At 70.9% G+C, this 19,554-nt stretch carries 19 protein-coding genes; 6 read left to right on the top strand and 13 right to left on the bottom strand.

The genetic code is table 11. From position 1 onward, the window contains the following. Window positions 1-6 precede the first annotated feature (6 nt). Window positions 7-675 carry a potassium channel family protein gene (locus ACGFIW_RS15350; protein WP_393315102.1) on the top strand — a complete coding sequence of 223 codons (669 nt, stop codon included), beginning with the start codon at window positions 7-9 and terminating at the stop codon, window positions 673-675. A 38-nt stretch (window positions 676-713) separates the two neighbouring features. Here the strand turns inward: ACGFIW_RS15350 and ACGFIW_RS15345 are convergent, their stop codons facing one another. The 7 genes from ACGFIW_RS15345 to ACGFIW_RS15315 all read right to left on the bottom strand — a co-directional run bounded on the left by ACGFIW_RS15345 (window position 714) and on the right by ACGFIW_RS15315 (window position 9,502). Beyond that, the gene (locus ACGFIW_RS15345) at window positions 714-2,372 is read right to left on the bottom strand and encodes a protein kinase (protein ID WP_393315099.1); all 1,659 of its coding nucleotides are present in this window, start codon (window positions 2,370-2,372) and stop codon (window positions 714-716) included. Between the two features lie 71 nt (window positions 2,373-2,443). Then, the gene (locus tag ACGFIW_RS15340) at window positions 2,444-4,006 is read right to left on the bottom strand and encodes a fused MFS/spermidine synthase (protein ID WP_393315097.1); all 1,563 of its coding nucleotides are present in this window, start codon (window positions 4,004-4,006) and stop codon (window positions 2,444-2,446) included. Window positions 4,007-4,042: 36 nt separating this feature from the next. Next, the gene (locus ACGFIW_RS15335) at window positions 4,043-5,059 is read right to left on the bottom strand and encodes a coiled-coil domain-containing protein (RefSeq protein ID WP_393315094.1); all 1,017 of its coding nucleotides are present in this window, start codon (window positions 5,057-5,059) and stop codon (window positions 4,043-4,045) included. 262 nt (window positions 5,060-5,321) lie between these two features. Beyond that, on the bottom strand, window positions 5,322-6,131 hold the full coding sequence (locus ACGFIW_RS15330) for an inositol monophosphatase family protein (RefSeq protein ID WP_393315091.1): 810 nt from the start codon (window positions 6,129-6,131) through the stop codon (window positions 5,322-5,324). Further along, the gene (locus tag ACGFIW_RS15325; protein WP_007465485.1) at window positions 6,124-6,576 is read right to left on the bottom strand and encodes a response regulator; all 453 of its coding nucleotides are present in this window, start codon (window positions 6,574-6,576) and stop codon (window positions 6,124-6,126) included. The genes ACGFIW_RS15330 and ACGFIW_RS15325 overlap by 8 nt, the downstream gene beginning before the upstream one ends. Then, complete coding sequence (locus tag ACGFIW_RS15320) at window positions 6,573-8,306, bottom strand: ATP-binding protein (RefSeq protein ID WP_393315088.1); 1,734 nt, start codon at window positions 8,304-8,306, stop codon at window positions 6,573-6,575. The genes ACGFIW_RS15325 and ACGFIW_RS15320 overlap by 4 nt, the downstream gene beginning before the upstream one ends. Further along, the gene (locus ACGFIW_RS15315; protein WP_393315085.1) at window positions 8,303-9,502 is read right to left on the bottom strand and encodes a PP2C family protein-serine/threonine phosphatase; all 1,200 of its coding nucleotides are present in this window, start codon (window positions 9,500-9,502) and stop codon (window positions 8,303-8,305) included. Before ACGFIW_RS15315 ends, ACGFIW_RS15320 begins: the two co-directional genes overlap by 4 nt. Window positions 9,503-9,771: 269 nt before the next feature. Between ACGFIW_RS15315 and ACGFIW_RS15310 the strand changes: the two genes are divergently transcribed. Beyond that, window positions 9,772-12,192 carry a M28 family peptidase gene (locus ACGFIW_RS15310; RefSeq protein ID WP_393315082.1) on the top strand — a complete coding sequence of 807 codons (2,421 nt, stop codon included), beginning with the start codon at window positions 9,772-9,774 and terminating at the stop codon, window positions 12,190-12,192. A 169-nt stretch (window positions 12,193-12,361) separates the two neighbouring features. Here ACGFIW_RS15310 and ACGFIW_RS15305 read toward each other — a convergent pair whose 3' ends face one another. The 3 genes from ACGFIW_RS15305 to ACGFIW_RS15295 all read right to left on the bottom strand — a co-directional run bounded on the left by ACGFIW_RS15305 (window position 12,362) and on the right by ACGFIW_RS15295 (window position 14,729). Beyond that, entirely contained in the window at window positions 12,362-12,844 is a 483-nt protein-coding gene (locus tag ACGFIW_RS15305; protein WP_393315080.1) for an SRPBCC family protein, read from the bottom strand. Further along, window positions 12,841-13,161: an ArsR/SmtB family transcription factor gene (locus ACGFIW_RS15300; protein ID WP_393315077.1), complete on the bottom strand. Its 321-nt coding sequence runs from the start codon at window positions 13,159-13,161 to the stop codon at window positions 12,841-12,843. The genes ACGFIW_RS15305 and ACGFIW_RS15300 overlap by 4 nt, the downstream gene beginning before the upstream one ends. Window positions 13,162-13,280: 119 nt before the next feature. Then, complete coding sequence (locus ACGFIW_RS15295) at window positions 13,281-14,729, bottom strand: ATP-binding protein (protein ID WP_393315074.1); 1,449 nt, start codon at window positions 14,727-14,729, stop codon at window positions 13,281-13,283. A gap of 83 nt (window positions 14,730-14,812) precedes the next feature. On the opposite strand from ACGFIW_RS15295, the gene ACGFIW_RS15290 reads away from it, so the two are divergent. Then, window positions 14,813-15,211: a hypothetical protein gene (locus ACGFIW_RS15290; RefSeq protein WP_393315071.1), complete on the top strand. Its 399-nt coding sequence runs from the start codon at window positions 14,813-14,815 to the stop codon at window positions 15,209-15,211. Between the two features lie 266 nt (window positions 15,212-15,477). Here ACGFIW_RS15290 and ACGFIW_RS15285 read toward each other — a convergent pair whose 3' ends face one another. From ACGFIW_RS15285 to ACGFIW_RS15275, 3 genes are all read right to left on the bottom strand, one after another. Then, window positions 15,478-15,999 (bottom strand): hypothetical protein, encoded by a 522-nt coding sequence (locus ACGFIW_RS15285; protein WP_393315068.1) that lies wholly within the window; start codon window positions 15,997-15,999, stop codon window positions 15,478-15,480. 98 nt (window positions 16,000-16,097) lie between these two features. Continuing rightward, a complete protein-coding gene (locus ACGFIW_RS15280; protein ID WP_393315065.1) occupies window positions 16,098-16,397 on the bottom strand; it encodes a flavin reductase in 300 nt (99 codons plus the stop codon). Next, on the bottom strand, window positions 16,397-16,693 hold the full coding sequence (locus ACGFIW_RS15275; RefSeq protein ID WP_393315062.1) for a hypothetical protein: 297 nt from the start codon (window positions 16,691-16,693) through the stop codon (window positions 16,397-16,399). Before ACGFIW_RS15275 ends, ACGFIW_RS15280 begins: the two co-directional genes overlap by 1 nt. A 280-nt stretch (window positions 16,694-16,973) precedes the next feature. On the opposite strand from ACGFIW_RS15275, the gene ACGFIW_RS15270 reads away from it, so the two are divergent. The 3 genes from ACGFIW_RS15270 to ACGFIW_RS15260 all read left to right on the top strand — a co-directional run bounded on the left by ACGFIW_RS15270 (window position 16,974) and on the right by ACGFIW_RS15260 (window position 19,470). Next, on the top strand, window positions 16,974-18,143 hold the full coding sequence (locus tag ACGFIW_RS15270; protein WP_393315060.1) for a multiprotein-bridging factor 1 family protein: 1,170 nt from the start codon (window positions 16,974-16,976) through the stop codon (window positions 18,141-18,143). A 303-nt stretch (window positions 18,144-18,446) separates the two neighbouring features. Further along, window positions 18,447-19,094, top strand: coding sequence for a DUF433 domain-containing protein (locus ACGFIW_RS15265; RefSeq protein WP_393315057.1), 648 nt, complete (start codon window positions 18,447-18,449; stop codon window positions 19,092-19,094). Next, complete coding sequence (locus ACGFIW_RS15260; protein ID WP_393315054.1) at window positions 19,057-19,470, top strand: hypothetical protein; 414 nt, start codon at window positions 19,057-19,059, stop codon at window positions 19,468-19,470. The genes ACGFIW_RS15265 and ACGFIW_RS15260 overlap by 38 nt, the downstream gene beginning before the upstream one ends. The last annotated feature ends 84 nt before the right edge of the window (window positions 19,471-19,554 follow it).

Here is a 19,554-nt window from a genome sequence, read left to right as displayed (position 1 = left end):
GGGCGAGTGTCGGCGAGACGGGCGGACAGCGGCGGCATCGTGGTGATCGGGCTGGGTCGCTTCGGTTGCCACCTGGCCGGGTCGCTGACCCGGATGAACCGCGAGGTGTTGGCCATCGACCACAACCCGGCGCAGGTGCAGCGCTGGTCGGCGCAGCTCGACCGGGTCGTGCAGGCGGACTCGACCGAGGAGGGGGCGCTGCGGCAACTCGGGATCACCGGTTTCGGCCAGGCGGTGGTGGCCATCGGGGCCTCGGTGGAGGCGAGTGTGCTCACCGTGCTGGCCCTTGTCGAGCTGGGCCTGCCGCAGATCTGGGCTCGGGCCACCTCGCAGAAGCACGCGAAGATCCTGTCGTCGGTGGGCGCCCACCACGTGATCTTTCCGGAGGCGGAGACCGGGGACCGGGTCGCGCACCTGATCGTCAGCCGGTTGCTGGACTTCATCGAGTTCGACGACGACTTCGCCATCGCCACCGTCCGAGTGCCCCAGACCCTGGTGGGTCGTACCCTGCGCGACCTGCGGCCCGAGGAGCACTACGGGATCCGGGTGGTCGGCGCCAAGCTGCCGGGTGAACGCTTCCGCTACACCTCGGACGACACCGCGCTTCCCGAGGGTGGGGTGCTCATCGTGGAGGGTGGGATCGACCAGGTGCAGCGCTTCGCCGGGCAGCGCTGACCGTCACCGCAGACGGGGGCCGTGACCATGCCCCCCGGTCAGTGTGGCGCTTTTCCCGGACCACCACCCGGGCCCGCGGCCTTCGGTTTCGCCGGGCCCTTGGGCGCCGCCGGTGGCTTGGCCTTCGGCGCTCCACCGCCGGCACCGGTGCCGGCACGCACCGTCGTCTTCTTCGGCGGGGCCTTCGGCGCGGTGGGCTTGGGCGGCGGGGCCGTGGACGGCGTGCTGCCGGCGACCCCGGAGACGCGTACGCCGCAGGTCACCCCGCCGAGTCGGAACTCCACAGGCAGCGGGTTGGCCCCGTTGTACGTCCCGGTGAGGGTGAGCTTCTCGGCCGCGCCGGGGGCCAGCGTGTTGCGGTGGGCCGCCGGCCGGATCACCACAGTGCTCCCCTGCTGGTGCACCGGTGCGGGTTCCGCCTTCGTCACCGTCTGCTGACCGGGGAAGCTGAAACTCATCGCCCAGTCCCGCAGCTCCCGGTCACCGGTGTTGGTAAGCGTCAGGTCGGCCGCGAAGTCGGTGCCGGAGTCCGTGCGCAGCGCGTACGCCACCTCGCAGGGCGCCGCGGCCGGCGGACCCATCCGGGCCTCGGTCGTCGGACGGCCCTCGCCGCTGGCCGGGCTGCGGGAGGTGAACCCCCACATCACGCCGGTGACCGCGATCAGCCCGACGGCTGCCACGCCGGCCTCCACCCGCCGACGCCGGGTCACCCGCTGCCGGGCTCGCCGGTCCCGTTCGCGGGTACGCGGCAGCGGCATCGCGTCGGTCGCCGCCGACCAGGGCAGAATCGTGGTCCGCGCGCTGCTCAGCAGGGCCGGGTCCAAGGGGCCGCCGGCCGGGGAGACCGGCACCGCCGGGAGCATGCCCGCCGCGTCGGAGAGGATCCGGGTGAGCTCGGCGGAGGCCGGCCGGTCGGCGGGCCGCTTCGCCAGGCAGCGCCCCACCAGGTCGGTCACCTCCGCGGGCAGCCCCACGACGGTGGGCATCGGCTCCGGGTCGGCGTACATGTGCGCGCGCAACATCTGGGTGGTCGTCGTGGCCTGCCACGGCAGCCGGCCGGTGAGCATCCGGTAGAGCAGCAGCCCGACGGCGTACACGTCGGTGGCCGGGGACACCTGGCCGTTGTCCAGCCGTTCCGGGGCGAGGTACGCGGGTGTGCCCAGCAGCGCGCCGTCCGGCCCCTTCTCGCTCTCCCCCACGAGGGCGGAGATGCCGAAGTCGACGACCTTGACCCCGTTGGTGGTGAGCATGACGTTGCCCGGGGTGACGTCGCGGTGCACCACGCCCCGGGCGTGTGCGGTGGCCAACGCCGAGCTGACCTCCGCGCCGATCGTCACCGCCTCCCGCCAGGGCAGTTGGCTCTCCCGGCCCAGTCGACCGGCCAGCGAGGTGCCGTCGACGAGTTCCATCACCACGTACGGCACGGTCAGACCGACCTGCTCGGACTCGCCGTAGTCGTACACGTTGGTGATGTTGGGGTGGCAGAGTCGTGCGGCGGCCTGCGCCTCGATCCGGAGCCGGTGGCGGAAGGCCCGGTCGCTGGCCAGCCTGGAGGCCAGCACCTTCACCGCGACCTGACGGCCGAGCACCTCGTCGTAGCCGCGCCACACCACGGACATGCCCCCCGCGCCGAGCTGCTCGATCAGCCTGTACCGCTCATCGAGGAGCTGCGCGCTGTTTCGGTCCCCACCGCCCATGGTGACCGTTGTTGCCCAGGATCAAACAACCTACACCTGGAGTATCGGAATCGGTCAGGATTGTCACCCGTTCAGGCGGTGGCAAGCAGTTGGTCCACCGGGGCGTAGTCGTCGGTCAGCACCAGCGCCCCGCCGACGAAGTCCGTCAGCTCGGCGCCGGAGAGCAGGCTGACCTTCGGGTCCACCTCGGCCAGCCGGGCCCGCACGGCCTCCAGCGGCAGCGGCGCGTCGGAGCCGACGAGGAGGAAGTTGGCGCCCTGCTCCTCGGCGAGGGCCTCCGGCGGCGCGATCAACGCGACGTTGCGGAACTCGGCGGCCACCGTGGCCAGCTCGGCGCGGATGAACCGCAGCGGCGGATAGTCGATGACGTTCTGCACGTACACGCCGCCGGGGCGGGTCACCCGCCGGACCTCGGCGGCCATCTCCCGGGTCGCCAGGTGCCAGGGCACCACCAGGTGACCGAACGCGTCACCGACCACCAGGTCACGGCTGTCCGTCGGCTCGCCCGCGACAAGCATCCGGGCGTCGCCCACCACCGCCCGCAGCTCCGGCCCCGTCCGTACGCCCAACTCCTGCTCGCCCAGCTCGACAAGCCCGCCGTCGATCTCGAACACCACGTTGTCGGTGCCCGGCCGGGTGGCGGTCAGGTAGCGGGGCACGGTGAATCCGCCGCCGCCCAGGTGCAGCGCGTCCAGCCGCTGACCGGCCGGCGCGGTGACGTCCGCGACGGCGCCGATCCACTTCGTGTACGCGTACTCCAGGTGTTTGGGATCGGCGAGGTCCACGTACGAGTGCTGGGCCGAGTTGAGCAGCAGCGTCCGGCCGGTGGGCCGGTTCGGGTCGGTGGTGACCCGGGCGCAGTGGTACGCCGTCTCGATGTCGCACGGGTTCGGTGCCACGGTGCTCAGCCCCGCCCCCACCAGGCCGAGCACGGCCAGCGCGGCCCGGGTCCGGGCCGGACCGGGCAGTTCGGTGGGCTCCTGCCGGCGCAGATACCAGCCGAGACCGATGCCGACCAACCCGAGCCCGATCGCCAGGGTCAGCAGGATGACGGTGCTGCGCAGGGCGGCGACCAGCACGAAGCCGGTGAGCAGGGTCGCGGTGATGCCGCCCAGGGTGCCGATCCCGGAGAGTCGACCGACCACCTGACCGGTGCGGCGCAGATCGGCCAGTTGAAGCTTCACGACCAACGGGGTGACCGCCGCCAACAGCGCGGCCGGCACGAACACGGCAAGCGAGACCAGAAGCAGGATGCCGCTGGCCGCGCCACCGCGCAGCACCTCTCCGGCGTACCGGACGACGGGCAGGGTGACGGCGGTGGCGATGCCGGCCAGCACCAGCGCCGGGGCCAGCAGACCGCGCGGGTTGCGCCGGTCGGCAAGCCAGCCACCGGTCCACGCCCCGTAGGCGATCGCGGCCAGCGCGACACCGATCACCGAGCTGGTCACCTGGAGGGTCACCCCGACGTACGGGCCGACCAGGCGCAGCGCGACGGTCTCCAACACCAGCACGGCACCGCTGGAGAAGAAGACCAGGAAGGCGGCCAGGCCGTTGGGCAGCGCCCGGCCGGTGACCGGCACGGACGGGGCCGCGGCGGCCGGCGGGGCCGCGACGTCAGGCGATGGGGAACTCATCGTCGCGATGGTACGCAGCGAAGCTGGTGCCCAGGGTCAGTACAGCGATAGATGAACGTGGTTCGTGTGGGACGCGGCGGGACTGCCGCTGCCGCTGTACGACCGCCACCCGGTGCCGGGATGCCAGATCTGCCGGTACCAGATCACGTAGAGCACACCCAGTCGTTCGGCGTTGCGCACGTGCCAGGCGGCCAGGCTGTCGCCGTACGCCTTGTCGCCGCCTGTCGCGTTCTTGTCCTCGAAGCCGTTCGTGGCGGCCGCGAAGTCGCAGGCACGCCCCTTCGGGTGCTCGCCGCCGCCACCTTCTCGCTTACAGGAGACGTGCCGCTTGTAGCCGGCCGCCTGGGTCTGCTTGAGCGCGTTGAGGGTGCGTGGGGTGATGCAGCCGGACGTGGTCGGGTCCTTCACCGAGCACGACTCCGAGGGCCAGGATCCGTCGGAGTTGCGCGGCGCCGGCTTCGCCGAGGCGGAGCTGCCGCCGCTGAAACCGTTGCTGCTGCCCGAGCTGACCTCGGCGAGCGCAGCCTCGGCCTCCTTCTTCTTCTTCGCCATGACGGCGAGCTGCTTCTGCTGCTCGCGGACCTCCGCGTCGATGGCGACCTTCGCCTCCTGCGCCTGCTGCCGGGCGTCGACGAGTTCACGCAGCCGCTTGCTGTCCCGCTGGGCCATCAGGTCGAGATCGCTCGCCCGTTCCAGGAACGCCTGCGGCGTGGCGGTGTTGAGCAGCATCGACGCCGGCCCGAGCCGGCCGATCCGATAGGACTGCGCGGCGACCTCGCCGACCTGGGCGGTGAGCCCACCCATACGGCCCTCGATCGCCGTCAACTCGCCGGTCAACGCCGTCTGGCGACGCTTGGAGTTGTCGAGCTTGGCCTTGGCCTCGATGTGCCCCTTGGCGGTCAGCTCCAACGCGTCCTGCAACTTCTTGCTGCCACCCTCGCCGGGCTCGGCGTACGCCGGCACGGCGGCACCGCCGAGCACCAGCGCGACGGCGGCGAGCAGGGCGAACAGAGCGCGGCGACCGAGCCGCGGGCGGAGCCTGGTCCTGGGCACGAAAGCGTCCTTCCGTCGACCGCCGGCCCCCGGTGAACAACTGCACGGCGGCGTCCCCACCGGCGCCGGTCGGCGGCCTGCTGGCGGAGACCGCCGGTCACGATACCGGACTGTGGACTGCTGACCAGCCCCCTGACCGCCGGTGTGCCCAGATGTCGACGGAGCGTCCCGGCACCGTCGCGCAGCGCGCGGATCAGCCGTCGCGCGGCGCGCGGATCAGCCGTCGCGCGGCGCGCGGATCAGCCGTCGCGCGGCGCGCGGATCAGCCGTCGAGGAGGGCGTCGCGCACCTCGGCCCAGATCTCCTCGTTGGCGGCGACGAGCAGACCGCGGCCGTCGTCGGCGGGGTGGTAGTCGACGCCGTCGAACCGGCGGGCGACGCCACCGGCCGCACGGACCAGCACGGTGCCCGGGGCATGGTCCCACGGCAGGGTGCGCCAGAAGAGGACGAACTGCTGCTCGCCGGTGAGGATGTCCAGATACTCCCGGCCGGCGCAGTGCTGGCCGGGCAGCAGCTCACCGAGCCGTCGACCGCCGGCACGGACCCGGTCGCGGGTCTCCGGCGGCAGGAACTGGGTCATCGCCGCGCCGCGCAGCTCGCCTAGCGGCGGCACCGAGATGGTGCCGTCCACCGGCTGGCCGTTGAGCAGCGTGCCGTCGTCCGCCCGGCCGGCCGCGAGGGTGTCGGCGAGTGGGTCGAGGATCCATCCGGCGATCGGCTGGCCATCGGTCAGCAACGACACCATCAGGGCGAACGGCCGGCGACCGGCGGCGAAGTTTGCGGTGCCGTCGACCGGGTCGACCAGCCAGACGTCGCCGGCGTCGCGCAGGTGCCGCAGCAACGTCGGATCGTCGGCGACGCCCTCCTCACCGACCACCTTCGAACCCGGCCGCAGCCGGCGCAACCCCGCCGACAGCAGTTCCTCGGCGCGGCGGTCGGCGACGGTGACCACCTCACCGGGTGCCTTCTCCGACACGTCGGCGTCGTCGAGCTTGCGGAACAGTGGCACGACGACCTGGTCGGCGGCCTCCCGCAGCAGGTCGCCAACGTCGTCGAGCAGGGTGTCAGCCACGCGGCGGCAGCTTGACCACGCTGACGAAGAACTCGTCGATCTGGCGGACCACCGAGATGAAGCGCTCGAAGTCCACCGGCTTGGTCACGTAGGCGTTGGCGTGTAGCTGGTAACTGCGCAGGATGTCCTCGTCGGCCTGCGAGGTGGTGAGCACCACCACCGGGATCCGACGCAGCTCCGGATCGTTCTTGATCTCTTCCAGCACCTCCCGGCCGTCCCGCCGGGGCAGGTTGAGGTCGAGCAGGATCAGGTCGGGGGCGACCGCGTCCGCGTACTGGCCCTCCCGCCGCAGGTAGGCGAGCGCCTCGGCGCCGTCGGAGACGACGGTCAGCCGGTTACGCAGCTTGTGCTCCTCGAACGCCTCCTGGGTCATCAGCACGTCGCCCGGGTCGTCCTCGACGAGCAGGACCTCGATCGGGCTCTTGCCATCCGCCGGCGCGGTCATCCCACCGTCTCCCTCATGTCACCCGTTCTACCGCCTTCCGGCGACCCGTCGGCCAGGTCCGGCCGGTCCGACCCCCCGGACTCCTCCGTCGGCGCTGCCGGAGTCTCGTTCGAGGGCGCGGCGTCGCCCGCTGTCAGGGCCGGCGGCTGCTCCGACGAGTCGACGGCGGCAGCCGCCTCCAGGTCCCGGGGAAGCGCCGGAAGCGTGAACCGGATCGCGGTGCCCTCCGGCACGTCGGTGTCCACCCAGACCCGACCCCCGTGATATTCGACGATCTTCTTGACGATGGCCAACCCGATGCCCGTGCCCGGGTACGCGTCCTTCGAGTGCAGCCGCTGGAAGATCACGAAGATCTTGTCGGCGAACTCCGGCTCGATCCCGATGCCGTTGTCCTGGCAGCTGATCTCCCACTCGCTGCCCACCAGCCGGGCCGAGACGTGCACCGTGGGCGGGACGTCCGCGCGGCGGAACTTGATCGCGTTGCTGACCAGGTTGGCCAGCAGGTTGGTGAGCAGTGGTTCCTCACCCGAGATCACCGGCAGATCGGTCCAGGTCAGCTCGGCGTCGGCGTACTGCCGGGCGGCCTCGGTCTGGCCGGCCACGTCGCCCATCACCTTGTTGAGGTCGACCTCGACGAAGCCGGTGGTGAGCCGACCGATCCGGGAGAACGCGAGCAGGTCGTTGATCAGGCGCTGCATCCGCTGCGCGCCGTCCACCGCGAAGGCGATGTACTGGTCGGCCCGCTCGTCGAGCTGCCCGGCGTAGCGGCGCTGGAGCAACTGGCAGAAGCTGGCCACCTTGCGCAGCGGCTCCTGGAGGTCGTGCGAGGCCACGTACGCGAACTGCTCCAGGTCGCGGTTGGACCGGGTCAACTCCTCGGCCTGCTTCTGAAGCTGGCTGTTGACCCACTCGATCCGCTCGCGGGCGGCCCGCACCTCGGCCAGGTCGGCGGCGATCTTCTGGCGCATCGCGTCCACGTCGTCGCCGAGCTGGATGAACTCCGGCGGGCCGGTGGTGGCGATGCGGTGCTGGTAGTCGCCCTCGGCGACCTCGCGGACCTGCGTGGCCAGGCCGGTCAGTGGCCGGACCACCATCCGGTCCAGGGAGAGCAGCAGCACCGCGCCGGCCACGACGACCACCAGGGCGGCCACGATCAGCAGGACGACAAGGACGTTGCTGCTGGTGCGTACGTCGTCGGCGGCCTGCTCCCGGGCGGCCAGGATCTCCTGCTGAAGGTCGTTCACGGTCGACCGCACCTGGTCGAACTGCTGCCGGGCCCGTTCGGTGACCAACGCCTGCCCCGCGCTGGTGCCAGCCTGCTCGGTGGTGGCGATGACCGGCTCCGCCACCGACTGCCGCCACTGCGCGGTGCGCTCCTCGACGGCCTGCAACTCCTGGCCGATCTGCGGATAGTCGCGCAGCAGCCCCCGCATCGCGGCGATGACGCTCTTTTCCTGCGCGAGCCCCTCCTTGTAGGGGCTCAGGTCGGCCGGATCACCACTGACCGCGTACCCGCGGATCGCCGTCTCCTGGTCGAGCAGCGCGTTGAGCAGCTCCTGCGACTGCACCCGCAGCGGGCCGGTCTGGTTGAGCACGGCGTCGATCTGGGTGCGGTTGCGGGCGGCCATGGTCGCCTCCGCGGCGGCCAGGGCGATCAGCAGCACCCCCACGACGGTGAGCAGCGTGATGACCCGACGGCGCAGGCTCCAGCCGCCGGCCACCGGCCTCACCGGCCACCACCCCGGCTCACCAGCAGCATGGCCACGTCGTCGGCGAGCGGGCCGCCGTTGATCTGCTCGGCCCGCCCGACCAGCCAGCCCGGCAGGGCCGGCAGCGACACCTCGCGGTTGGCCGGCTCGTCCAGCAGCCCACTCAGGCCCGGCACGTCGAGCCGCTCGTCGCCGGCGCCCACCCGCCCCTCGATGAGACCGTCGGTGTACATCAGCAGGGACCAGTCATCAGTGTCGAACTCCAGGTCGTAGGCGATCGGCCGGCGGGGTCGTACGCCCAGCAGCAGGCCGCCGGGTGCGGGCACCGGGGCGACCCGGCCGCCGGAGAGCAGCAGCGGCGGAGGGTGCCCGGCGAGTCGGACTGTCGCGCGGTTGGCGTCCAGGTCCAGCCTGGTCGTGGCCACCGTCGCGAAGATCTCCTGAAGGCGGCGCTCACTCATCAGCACCTGCTCCAGCGCGGGCAGCACCTCGTCGTCCGGCACACCGGCGAGCACCAGGGCCCGCCAGGCCACCCGCAACTCGACGCCGAGCGCGGCCTCGTCCACCCCGTGCCCGCAGACGTCGCCGACGATCAGGTCGAGACGGTCCGGACGGGTCTGCACCACGTCGTAGAAGTCGCCGCCGATCAACGCGGCGTGCCGGCCCGGCCGGTAGAAGGTGTGCACCGCCACCTGGTCGGTCGTCATCAGCGGCTGGGGCAGCAGGCCGCGTTCGAGGCGGGCCGACTCGGCCTGGCGCAACTCGACCTCGCGCAGCCGGCGGGCGTTCTCGTCGGCGCGCTTGCGCTCCACGGCGTAGCGCAGCGCCCGGGTCAGCAGCACCCCGTCGACCTGACCCTTGACCAGGTAGTCCTGTGCGCCCTCGGCGACCGCCACGACGCCCAGGTGCTCGTCCGAGCGGCCGGTCAGCACACAGACCGCGGCACCGCTGGACATCTCCAGCACCTGACGCAGCCCGTCCAGCCCCTGTGCGTCGGGCAGGCCCAGGTCGAGCAGGACGCAGTCGACGTCGGTGATCCGCTCCCGGGCCTCGCGGAGGCTGGTGGCGACCAACAGGTCGATCATCGAGTTGGTCTCGGCGAGCAGCTCTCCGACCAGGAACGCGTCGCCCTCGTCGTCCTCCACCAGCAGCACCCGTAACCGCTCGCCGGGTGGCAGGTCGGCGTGCCGCGCCAGGCCACCGTGCGGGTACGGCACGGCTGGGGACCCGGTCGAGCCGGACCCCCGGTGCGGCCGGGTCACCGCCGCGAGACGCGGGAGTTCGCTGGTGATGTCGGGCTCCTTCCGAGTGCCCTGCTGATCCTGTATTAGACAACGGTCGCACACAACACGATGCCCACGGCACGGGCGGGGATGGGGCGCATCACTGCCCGCCCAGGGACAGGCAGCCGATCGGCCGTCCCACCCCGGGTCGACGAAGGGCAGGATGGTGCCACCCCAGGCCCCACCACCCCCGAGGAGTTTCCGTGGGCGCACCCCCCACCCCGGCCACGACGGGCACACCGGCCCGCGCGACTCCGGGCGTACCCCCTGCGGACCGCGCGCTGACCCGGCCGCACCGGCGGCTCGTGGCCGCCGCGGCGGCGCTTGTGGCGCTGGTCGCCGTCGGCGCCGGCAGCCTGCTCGACCTGCGCACGCCGACGCCGGAGCCGGCGGACGCCCCGGTGGGCGAGTTCAGCGCCGGCCGGGCCTACGAGCACGTCCAGGTGATCGCCGCCCGGCCGCACGCCGCGGGCAGCTCGGCCAACGACCAGGTCCGCGCGCACCTTGAGCAGCAGTTGCGCGGGTTGGGCCTGGAGACCGAGGTGCAGGACACCGTGGCTCCGGAGGCCGGTCAACTCAGCGGGGCGGCGGGCGGGGCGACCCTGGCCCGGGTCCGCAATGTGGTGGCCCGGCTGCCCGGGACCGACTCGACCGGCCGCGTCTTCCTGGTCGCCCACTACGACTCGGTGCAGACCGGGCCGGGCGGCAACGACGACGCGGCCGGCACCTCGACCATCCTGGAGGTGGCCCGCGCGCTGACCACCGGCCCGCGTCCCCGCAACGACATCGTGTTCGTGTTGACCGACGCCGAGGAGGCGTGCCTCTGCGGGGCGTCCGCGTTCGCCGCCAGCCACCCGCTGGCCGCCGACGGCGGTGTGGTGCTCAACCTGGAGGCGCGCGGCTCCACCGGACCGGTGATCATGTTCGAGACGTCCCGGAACAACGCGAAACTCGTGGACGTCTTCGGCCGGGCCGCCCCGCACCCGGTCGGCACCTCGTTCGCGGTGGAGATCTACCGGGCGCTGCCCAACGACACCGACTTCACGGCGTTCCTGGATCGGAAGTTCGTCGGGCTGAACTCGGCGTACATCGACGGCGGGGCGATCTACCACACCCCGCTGGACACCCCGGCGGCCATGGACCGGGGCAGCCTCCAACAGCACGGGGACAACGCGCTGGGCCTGGCCCGGGAGTTCGGCCGGACCGACCTGACCGACCTGCGCTCTGGGCACGACGCCACCTACTTCCCGGTCCCCGGTGGGCTGGTCCGCTACCCGGGCTGGCTCACCCTGCCGCTGGCCCTGCTCGCGGTGGCCCTGGTCGCCGCGCTGGGCTGGCTGACCCGCCGCAGCGGCCGGGCCAGCACCGGGCGGCTGGTCGCCGGCTTCGGGCTGGCCCTGGTGCCGATCGCCGCCGCGCCGGTCGCCGCCCAGTTGCTCTGGCTGGCGATCACCACGATCCGACCGGGGTACGCGGAACTACTCGACCCGTACCGCCCGATCTGGTACCGGTTGGCCGTCCTGGCGCTCGCCGCCGCCATCGTGTTCGCCTGGTACGCCCTGCTACGTCGCCGGATCGGCCCGGCCGCGCTGGCCGTCGGCGGGCTGACCTGGCTGGCCCTGCTCGGGGTGCTGCTCGCCGTGGCGGTGCCCGGCGGGGCGTACCTCACCACCCTGCCGGCGCTGGCCGGCGCCCTCGGTGGGCTGGTCGCGCTGCGGACCCGGCAGACCGGGCCGTGGCCGGTGGTGGCGGTGACCGCCGCCGCGGCGGTCGGCGTGGTCATCCTGCTGCCCACGGTGGTGTTGCTCTTCCCCGCGCTGGGGATGGCGATGGGCGGAGTGGCCGCGCTTGTCGCGGTGCTGCTCGGCCTGACCGCCCTGCCGGTGGTCGACCTGCTGCACCCGCAGGCCGGTGGCCAGCGCGGCCTGCGGGCGTTGCGGGCCCGCCGGCTCGGCCTGCTGCCGGCCGGGGCCGCCGCCGTGGCAGCGGTGGTGCTCGCCGGGGTCGGGCTGGGCACCGACCGGTTCGACGCCGCCCATCCCGCGCCCACCCACCTGATGTACGCGATGGACGCCGGCACCGGCCAGGCCCGCTGGCTCAGCCACGAGAGTGACCCCCAGTCGTGGACGGACGGCTACGTGGACGGGACGGCCGACGTCGGCGACGACTTCCCCGGGCTCGGCGACGCTGAGCTGCGGGCCGGCCCGGCGCAGCCGGCCAGCCTGCCGGCGCCGAAGCTGGAGGTGGTGGCCGACACCACGTCCGGTGGTGAACGCTCCCTGCGGCTGCGGCTCACCCCGCAGCGGACGGTCCGGCTCGCCACCCTGCACGTCGACACGTCGACCGCCACCGTGCTACGGGCCGAGGTGGCCGGGCGGCCGGTGCCGGTGGAGCCCCGCACGGGCAGGTGGGGCTTCGGGCTGGTGTTCCACGCCCCGCCCAGCGAGGGCATCGAGGTCACGTTGACCCTGCGGCCGATCACCGGGCAGGTGGCGTTGCGGGCCATGGACGCCAGCGACGGGTTGGACGCGCTGCCCGGCTTCCGCCCCCGGCCGCCGGGTGTCGGCGTGGTCGGGTCGCACAGCTCCGAGATGCTGGCGGTCGCCCGCACCTATCCCTTCTGACGGAACGGCCGGCGGCCCCGGCTGCGCTCGGCCGGCCGGCCCACCCAAGATCGTGCTCGATCCAGGAAAGAGGGCCCTCGACCACGAGCGAGGGGACTACAACCAGGATCGAGCACGATCACGCGAAGGGTGAGTCATGCCGCACTCCTGCGGCGGCTGGGTCGCACCGTTAGCTTTCGCCACCGAAGAGGGAGTGGTAGCGGTTGAGGTAGAGGGGCCATCCGGTATCGCTGTCCACCCCGTCTCGGACCGACTCCCAGCCGGGGCCGTGCCGGTCGAGCTGCCGGTGTTCCAGCTCGATCCGGGTCTGGTCTGGAGTCTCGGCGACGAAGACGACTTCGACCTCGCTGGTGAGGTCCGGATCGGTCTCGACCTGCCAGGTCGGTCCGATGTCCCAGCTGAAGAGGACCCGGGTTGGCGGCTCGTACGCCAGGATGCGCGCCCATCGGCATTCGCTGCCGTCGGCACCCTGGTCGTAGATGTGCCCGCCGACCTTGGGCTCGAACACGGTCCCGACGATCGGGGCCTGGAGCAGGTTGTGCTCGCGCGGCTTGAAGTCGCCGAACCGCTCGGTGAACACGGTGAAGGCACGCTCGATCGGCGCGTTGACGACGATCTGTCGGCGGACCACCGCCGTAGCTGCTTGCGTCATGAACTCTCCTCGGTCGATTCAACGACGTCCTGATAACCGTCCAACGCCCGGCGCCAGAAGGTGTCGAGCTGGTCCCGTAGGGCAGTCAGCCCAACTGGGCTGAGCCGGTAGACGCGGCGGGTCCCCACCGACTGGTCGACGACCAGGCCCGCACCCTTGAGCACCTTGAGGTGCTGCGACACGGCAGGCCGGCTGATCGGCAGCTCGTCTGCCAGTTCCCCGACGGCGCGTGGACGCTCAGCCAGCCGCTGAACGATCGCGAGCCGGCTGGGGTCGCCCAGCGCCTCCCAGCCCGGGTGCACTCCGTAAGTGGCCACGAACGTAAGCTACGACTTACCGATACCGTCGTCAAGGAGAATCACCGAACGGCTTTGCCCCCAGGCCGGCGGGACCCGTCCGGGTCGCGGCGGCCGATCCCGTTCGCTTGGGGGCGGCATCAGACCGACCACGCCCGCACGATGTCGTCGGGCCCCCAGACAAGGTCCACGGCCCCAGCCGGAAGGTTGACCCCAGAGCGACTGACGATGACCAGCCCGCTGGCCCCGGGCTGAAAACCCGGAATCATCGGGGCGTGGCGGCGCAGGTCGTCGAGATGGTGCCGGTCGAAGGGGCCGTCCTGCCACTTGATCGAGCCAGCGAACGCGATGCGGGAGGCGATCGGGGCGCGGTCGGCTCCGACAAGGTCGATCTCCGGGTTGGACTGCCGGTTCCACCAGCCGCCAACCTCCCACGTGTCGGTCCAGGGCAAATCGCCAGCGCCAGCGGAGATGGCAAGCGCGTCGCGGATGATCGGCTCGACGGCGTTGCCCCGCCAGGCGGACCACCGACTGTCAAGGATGGCGCGAGCGGCAGCTGTCCGATCACGCAGAACCAGTTGGTGCACGTCTCGCAGAATGGCCAGGTACAGGCGCAGGTTGCTGTCGGCGATTCGATACTGGGCCAGCTTGCTGGGCTTTGTGGAGAGCGGCTTGTCGACAGCCAGGATCTGTTTCTCCTCGACCAGCCGGTGCAGCAGCGGCGACAGGGTGCCGGAGCTGACCGGGCCACCCCGGTCCCCGGCGGCGGCGGCGATGTTGCTGAACGTGCGGCTACCTGTCCCGCCGACCGCTTCCAAGATGCGCCGGGCAGTGTCCGGAGCGGGAAACTCCGACGCCAGGGACTGTTCAGGGACGGTGAACAAAGCTGACGTCTTGTTGGCAATTTCCTGAGTCAGGAAATCGGCGGGCGGCGTTCCCGGCAGCCATTCCAGGGCGATACCGGGCAGTCCACCGGTGATCAGGTACGCATCGATCGCGTCCGCGCCGCCCAACCCGGTCACGGCGGCGGTTTCGGCAGGATTGAACGGGCCAAGGACCATGTTCGTGGCCCTTCCGTAGAACGGCCGGTCGTACTCGGTGAATCGCCGCATCATGTGCAGATCACTGCCGAGCAGCAGCAGGAGCACTGGCTTGCTGGAGATGAGCCGGTCCCAGGCGACCTGAAGGTGCCCGTCGAACGTCGCGTCCTGCTCGGAGATCCAGGGCAGTTCGTCCAGGACGACCACACTCGGCGTATCGGGTAGGACACCCGCCAGGACCCGCAGCATGTCTCCCCAGCCACCGGCCGGCGGCTGGGACGGCAGAAGATCACGACCGCCAGCGGTGAGCAGCGACGAGTCGCGCAGGGCACCGAGAAAATAGCCGACCGCTTCGATGCTCGACGCGCCCTTGACCGCGGTGTAGAAGCAGTACGGCAGGTCGACCCGGTCGCACAACTCCTGCACCAGCCGCGACTTGCCCACCTGCCGTCGGCCACGGACGGCGACAGATCGCCCCTCGCCGGTGCGCTTCACTTGATCAAGCTGCCGGCCGAGCAGGTCAAGTTCTGCGCGACGCCCGACGAACATCGGCGCTCCCGAAGCTAGATTGAATCTTACTTCGGAGCAGTCTACCTAGATTCGACATCGCCCAGAGGCGCTAACTTCCTGCGGTGAGCTACAACATGGCCGTTCAGCGGTTCGAGCAGGGCGATGCCGCCCCAATGCCGGGTGCTGCCTTCCTGGCCGTCTTCGCGCCCAGGGCCGACCATCGGGAGCCGCAGTACAGCTACTGGCACATCAGCGCCGACGACGGCAGCACTGCGGACGTCTACGCCAAACTTGCCGACGACTCGCTCCGCAGTCTGATGATCAGCCGGTTCTCTGGCGGCACCGTTCTCGACATGCTCGTCACGTTCGTCGGACTCGCTGATGCCGTTGTGCTTCCACCTGGCTGCCCCGCCCTGCTCGCACACGAAGGTCAGCGGTGCCACCTACCCGAGGACCTTCGCGCCGACGCCGTGGTCGTTCAGGCAGGCGCGGACGTCGAGCGCATCCTTCGGAACTGCTAGACGATGTGTCAATGTGGCGGCATGCCCGACAGGGTGCTGTCCCGGCCGGAAGACACGCACCTGCGGGGACATGCGGTGAGCCAGAGGCCAGGCCATCATTCGATGGGAGCCACAGTGTCGACACAACAGCCCCAGTATCGAGACGCGTAGCGGCCCCGCTCTCACGGAGAGCGGGGCCGCTTGCTGTTACATCGTGGGTCGACCGGTGCCGGGGCACGTGCCCCGGCTGCCCATCGCCTGATGGGCAGGGGCGGGCTTGCCGGGGGTTACGCCGACACGGGCTCCGCACGTGCCGCACTGGGACTGAGGTGCCATGACTGGACTCGCTGGGGGATTTGGTAGTCCGGGTGAGGGTCGGTCTCGGGTTCGCGCATCGAGCCCGACGCCGCGAGGCCTCGCAGGTAGATCACCGAGCCATCACGTGCGGCGATCCGGATCGCCGCAGCGACCGGCCCCTTCGTGCCTGGCTCAGAGCAGAGTTCCCACGAGGCGAAGACCTCGGGGCGAGTGGCGTCCAGCAGTTGGTGCGCGAACACGAGCATTCGAGCTGCCCGGTGCTGCATCGACAGCGGCTCCGTGGGCAGCTGCACCGGCGTGGCGTCACGCGGTGCGGGGAGGGCCGTGAGCAACGCCCGCGTGTCCGATGACCGGTGCAGCACCGAGATTCCAGGAGGGGACTGGCCTCCCACCTGGGCGTCCCGTCCGTACCGCTCGATCGCGGTGATGTCCGGGTGTTCGGATGCCCGCAGTAGGGCCTCCATCACGTCCAGGGCCTGGGATACCTGCACGGTGCTCTCCGATCTGATGGCGGGATCTGGGCAGCTCACGGGCCGGGTCAGTCTAGCCGCGGCGGTGGGCGGGCCTCTGCTCCTGGCCGTGGTGGCGGTCACCGGGTCCAGGACACGAACCGCTCGTGCAGCTCCGCGGCCGGGGTGCCCGGCATCTCGACGAGGGCGACGTCCAGCAGCGACGCCAGGTACATGGACAGGCTGACCCGGTTCTCGCCGTACGTCTCGGCGAGACGAACGCGCGCCGGATCGCAGGGCCACGGGGTTTCGCAGGTTCGGCAGTCCCACGTCGGCCGACTGGGCAGGTGCTCACCCTCCAGGCGCTCGCCGAGCGCTCTGGCCGACCGTTGCGCCAGGTCGGCGCGGGCCGCCCGGACCGTCGTGGGTTCCTCGCCCATCACTGGGCTACGCCGACGTAGCGGGCATAGATGGTGATCCGCCCGTCGACGGTGCGGGCTGCTGCCTCGAACGCACCAGCAGGCCGCCACGCCAGCGCCATGCCCTCACGGATCCGGGTGGTGTGCGCGCGGGCGTTGGCGCCCTCGGCGACGACACCCCACTCACCGGGCCGGGCACGCAGCTCGTCGGCCATCTGCCGGACCCGCTCCACCGGGGTCATCCCGTCGCGGGTGGCCGGTCGACGGGTCACCGGAGGCGGAGTCTCCCACCGGATGATGGCCTGGCACTGGCTCACCTCATGTCCCCGCAGGTGCGGGGGGTCGCACCCGGCGGCAGCGTGGACGGGTCGGTCCACTCGGGTTTGGGGTGGGTGCCACCGGGCTCGCCTTGGTCCAGTTGCACTGGCCGGCGGTGCCAGCGGAACGGTCTGATCATCACGACATCCTCCATACGGCATCCTCGTTACTGCTCGTATCCGTGCGATCTACCCTGCAGCGGTACGCTCAGTGGAGTCGATGGGTTGCGGGTTGCCGGGAGCATCAGCAACCCGGCAACCCCCGGCGGAAGGCAGAGACATGCCAGCGTTCGGCGCCCAGATGCGGGCAGCACGGGAAGCCCGAGGACTCAGCCTGGCCGACCTCGCCGAGCTGCTTCCCGCCGACAAGGGTCACCTGTCCCGGATCGAGAATGGCCACCGTCGGCCCGGTGAAGACCTGGCCCGTCGGGTCGACGAAGTCCTCGGCACCCGCGGCGAGCTGATCACGTGCGCCACCCTGGACGTGTCCGCCGCCTTGGATGCCCGACCTTGGGAAACCGCCGAGCTGCTGCACCGGATGCGCGCCAACGACGCCTCTCCCGCCACAATCGAAACCTTGCAGGCGACCGTCACGGAGCTGTGCTGCCAGTACGGGTGGCGAGATGCCCGGGAACTCCGCGCCGAAGGCCAGGGCTGGATCCGCGAGGTTGTCCGGCTGCTACACCGCCCGACCGGGCTACAGCAGCACCAAGAGCTACTGGTCTGCGCCGGATGGCTGGCGCTTCTGGTCGGCTGCGTCGAGTACGACCTCGGGATGCGGGCCGGCGCGGAAGCCACTCGCACGGCCGCCCGTCAGCTCGGCGACGAAGCCGGCCACACCGGCATCACCGGCTGGTCGTGGGAGATGGCCGCATGGTTTGCCCTCACCCAGTCACGCCACGGCGCGGTGCTGGCCGCCTCTCGTGCCGGACAACGGGCCGCCGGACGGCAAGGGGTGACGGTGCAACTGATCGCCCAGGAAGCCAAAGCGCTGGCTCGACTCGGCGACGCTCCCGCAGTACGCGAGGCGCTGGACCGTGGCCTCCAGTTACTCGACGCCCTGCCGGCACCGGACCGGCCCGACAACCACTTCGAAGTCGATCCCGACAAGTGGCTGTTCTACGCCATGGACGCCTACCGGCTCGCCGGCGACGACGCCCTGGCAGAGCACGACGCCACTGAAGTCATCCGCACCGGCACCGGCCCCAACGGCGTCGAGCGGTCACCGATGCGGGTAGCCGAGGCCCGTCTCACCCTCGCCGCCACCGCCGTGCGTTCCGGCGACCTGGAACGCGCGGTCGACTCGGGGCTGGCCGCATTCACCGCGGCTCGACGGTCCCTGCCGTCCCTGCTGCTGGTCGCTGGCGAGGTCGACGCCGAGTTGCACCGCCGGTATCCACGGGAACACGCCACCCAAGACTTCCGGGAAGCGTTGAACGCACTCAGGTAGGACTATCCCCGGTCGGACGCGAGACGGCCCGCCAGGCGCGATCCTGACCGCAGCAGCGACCCGCAATGGCTCGGCTACTTCGACGAGGCATACCTGTCAGCCAAGTTCGGCCACTGCTTCGACGGCCGACTCCCGCCCGTGCTGCTGGCGCCTGTCGACTGGCACCCGCCTGCGGGTCGGCGCCGCGCGTGGGAACCGAGTGCGCCAGGTACATTCAGAGCGTGTCCGGCCGGACGGCAGTCGTCGCGTCCGTCTCTCATGTGCGATCCTCAGGCGAGGATGCCAAGGACCAAGGGGTGAACCATGATCGACAAATTCACGGTTCCACTGCTGACCCCCTTCGAAGCCGCCACACACCTGCAGATTCCCGAGCGGACCATGCGCCGCTGGCTGCACCAGAACGCTGCAGGATCGCCGCTTGTGCACAGCGTTAGGCCTGAGCGTCGAGGCTGGCCGTCAGTGCCCTTCATCGCGCTGGTCGAGGCTTATGTACTACGTGCTCTGCGCGACCTGGGGCTTTCCCCTCACAGAATCGCTGAAGCTGCAGCAACGGTTAGAACCCAGTTCGGCACCGAGTACGGCCTGGCAACCCGCAAAATCGCGACCGACGGCATCGACGTATTCGTGCACTATCTCGACAGCGACGAGATCGCCCGCGCACCCGACGGGCAAATGCCGATTCGGCAGATCGTCGAGAACTACCTGCAGTACATCGCATGGGACGATGACGGCTTCGCCAGAAGGCTGACCCTGCGGCGCTACGACCCGGCCGTCGCCCAGGTCGTCATCGACCCACGGTTTGCGTGGGGGGCTCCCATTGTCGAGCCCGCCAAGGTCACCGTTGACACGATCCTCGGCATGTGGAGAGGCGGAGAAAGTCCCGATGTCGTCGCCAGCGAGTACGGACTGAGCGTTGAGCAGGTCGAAGCGCTCATCCGAGTCGCCGCCTGAGTTCTTCGCTGACCGCTGCCTCGGCAAACAGGCACCGGCGTTGCTAGTTGAGCTGGGCTGGATTGTTCACGTAATTGGTGATCATTTTCCAGACGACGCCCAGGCGGTCAGCGACCCCGAATGGATCGAGTATGGGCTGCAGCGCGGGTGGTCACTTCTCACACAAGACGAGCGGATCTCCACCCAGCCGGCGGTCAAGGCGCTACTACGCGAGTACAGCGGGTGCATCCACTGCCTTGACAGCGCGAACCTTGCGATCCAGGCGCGGGTCGCTCGATTCGAAATCCAGCGCGGTGCTATTCATCAGAACGCTCGGGATCGGCGGGTGGGTTTCTATCTTGTACGCGAGCGCGGAGCTCCACGGCGCAAGCGATAGCCGCGCGGAGATTGACTCGCTGCTGCGGCTCGCCGAGCACGACCTCCCGTGCTGGCAGCCGCAGGCCAGGGGCTATGCCGCTGC

Origin of the sequence: Micromonospora sp. NPDC048935 (genome assembly GCF_043197875.1) — a bacterium.
In the GTDB taxonomy this organism is placed as follows: Bacteria; Actinomycetota; Actinomycetes; order Mycobacteriales; family Micromonosporaceae; genus Micromonospora.
Note: the sequence above shows the minus strand (reverse complement) of the source record. Positions and strands in the feature narration are given on the sequence as shown.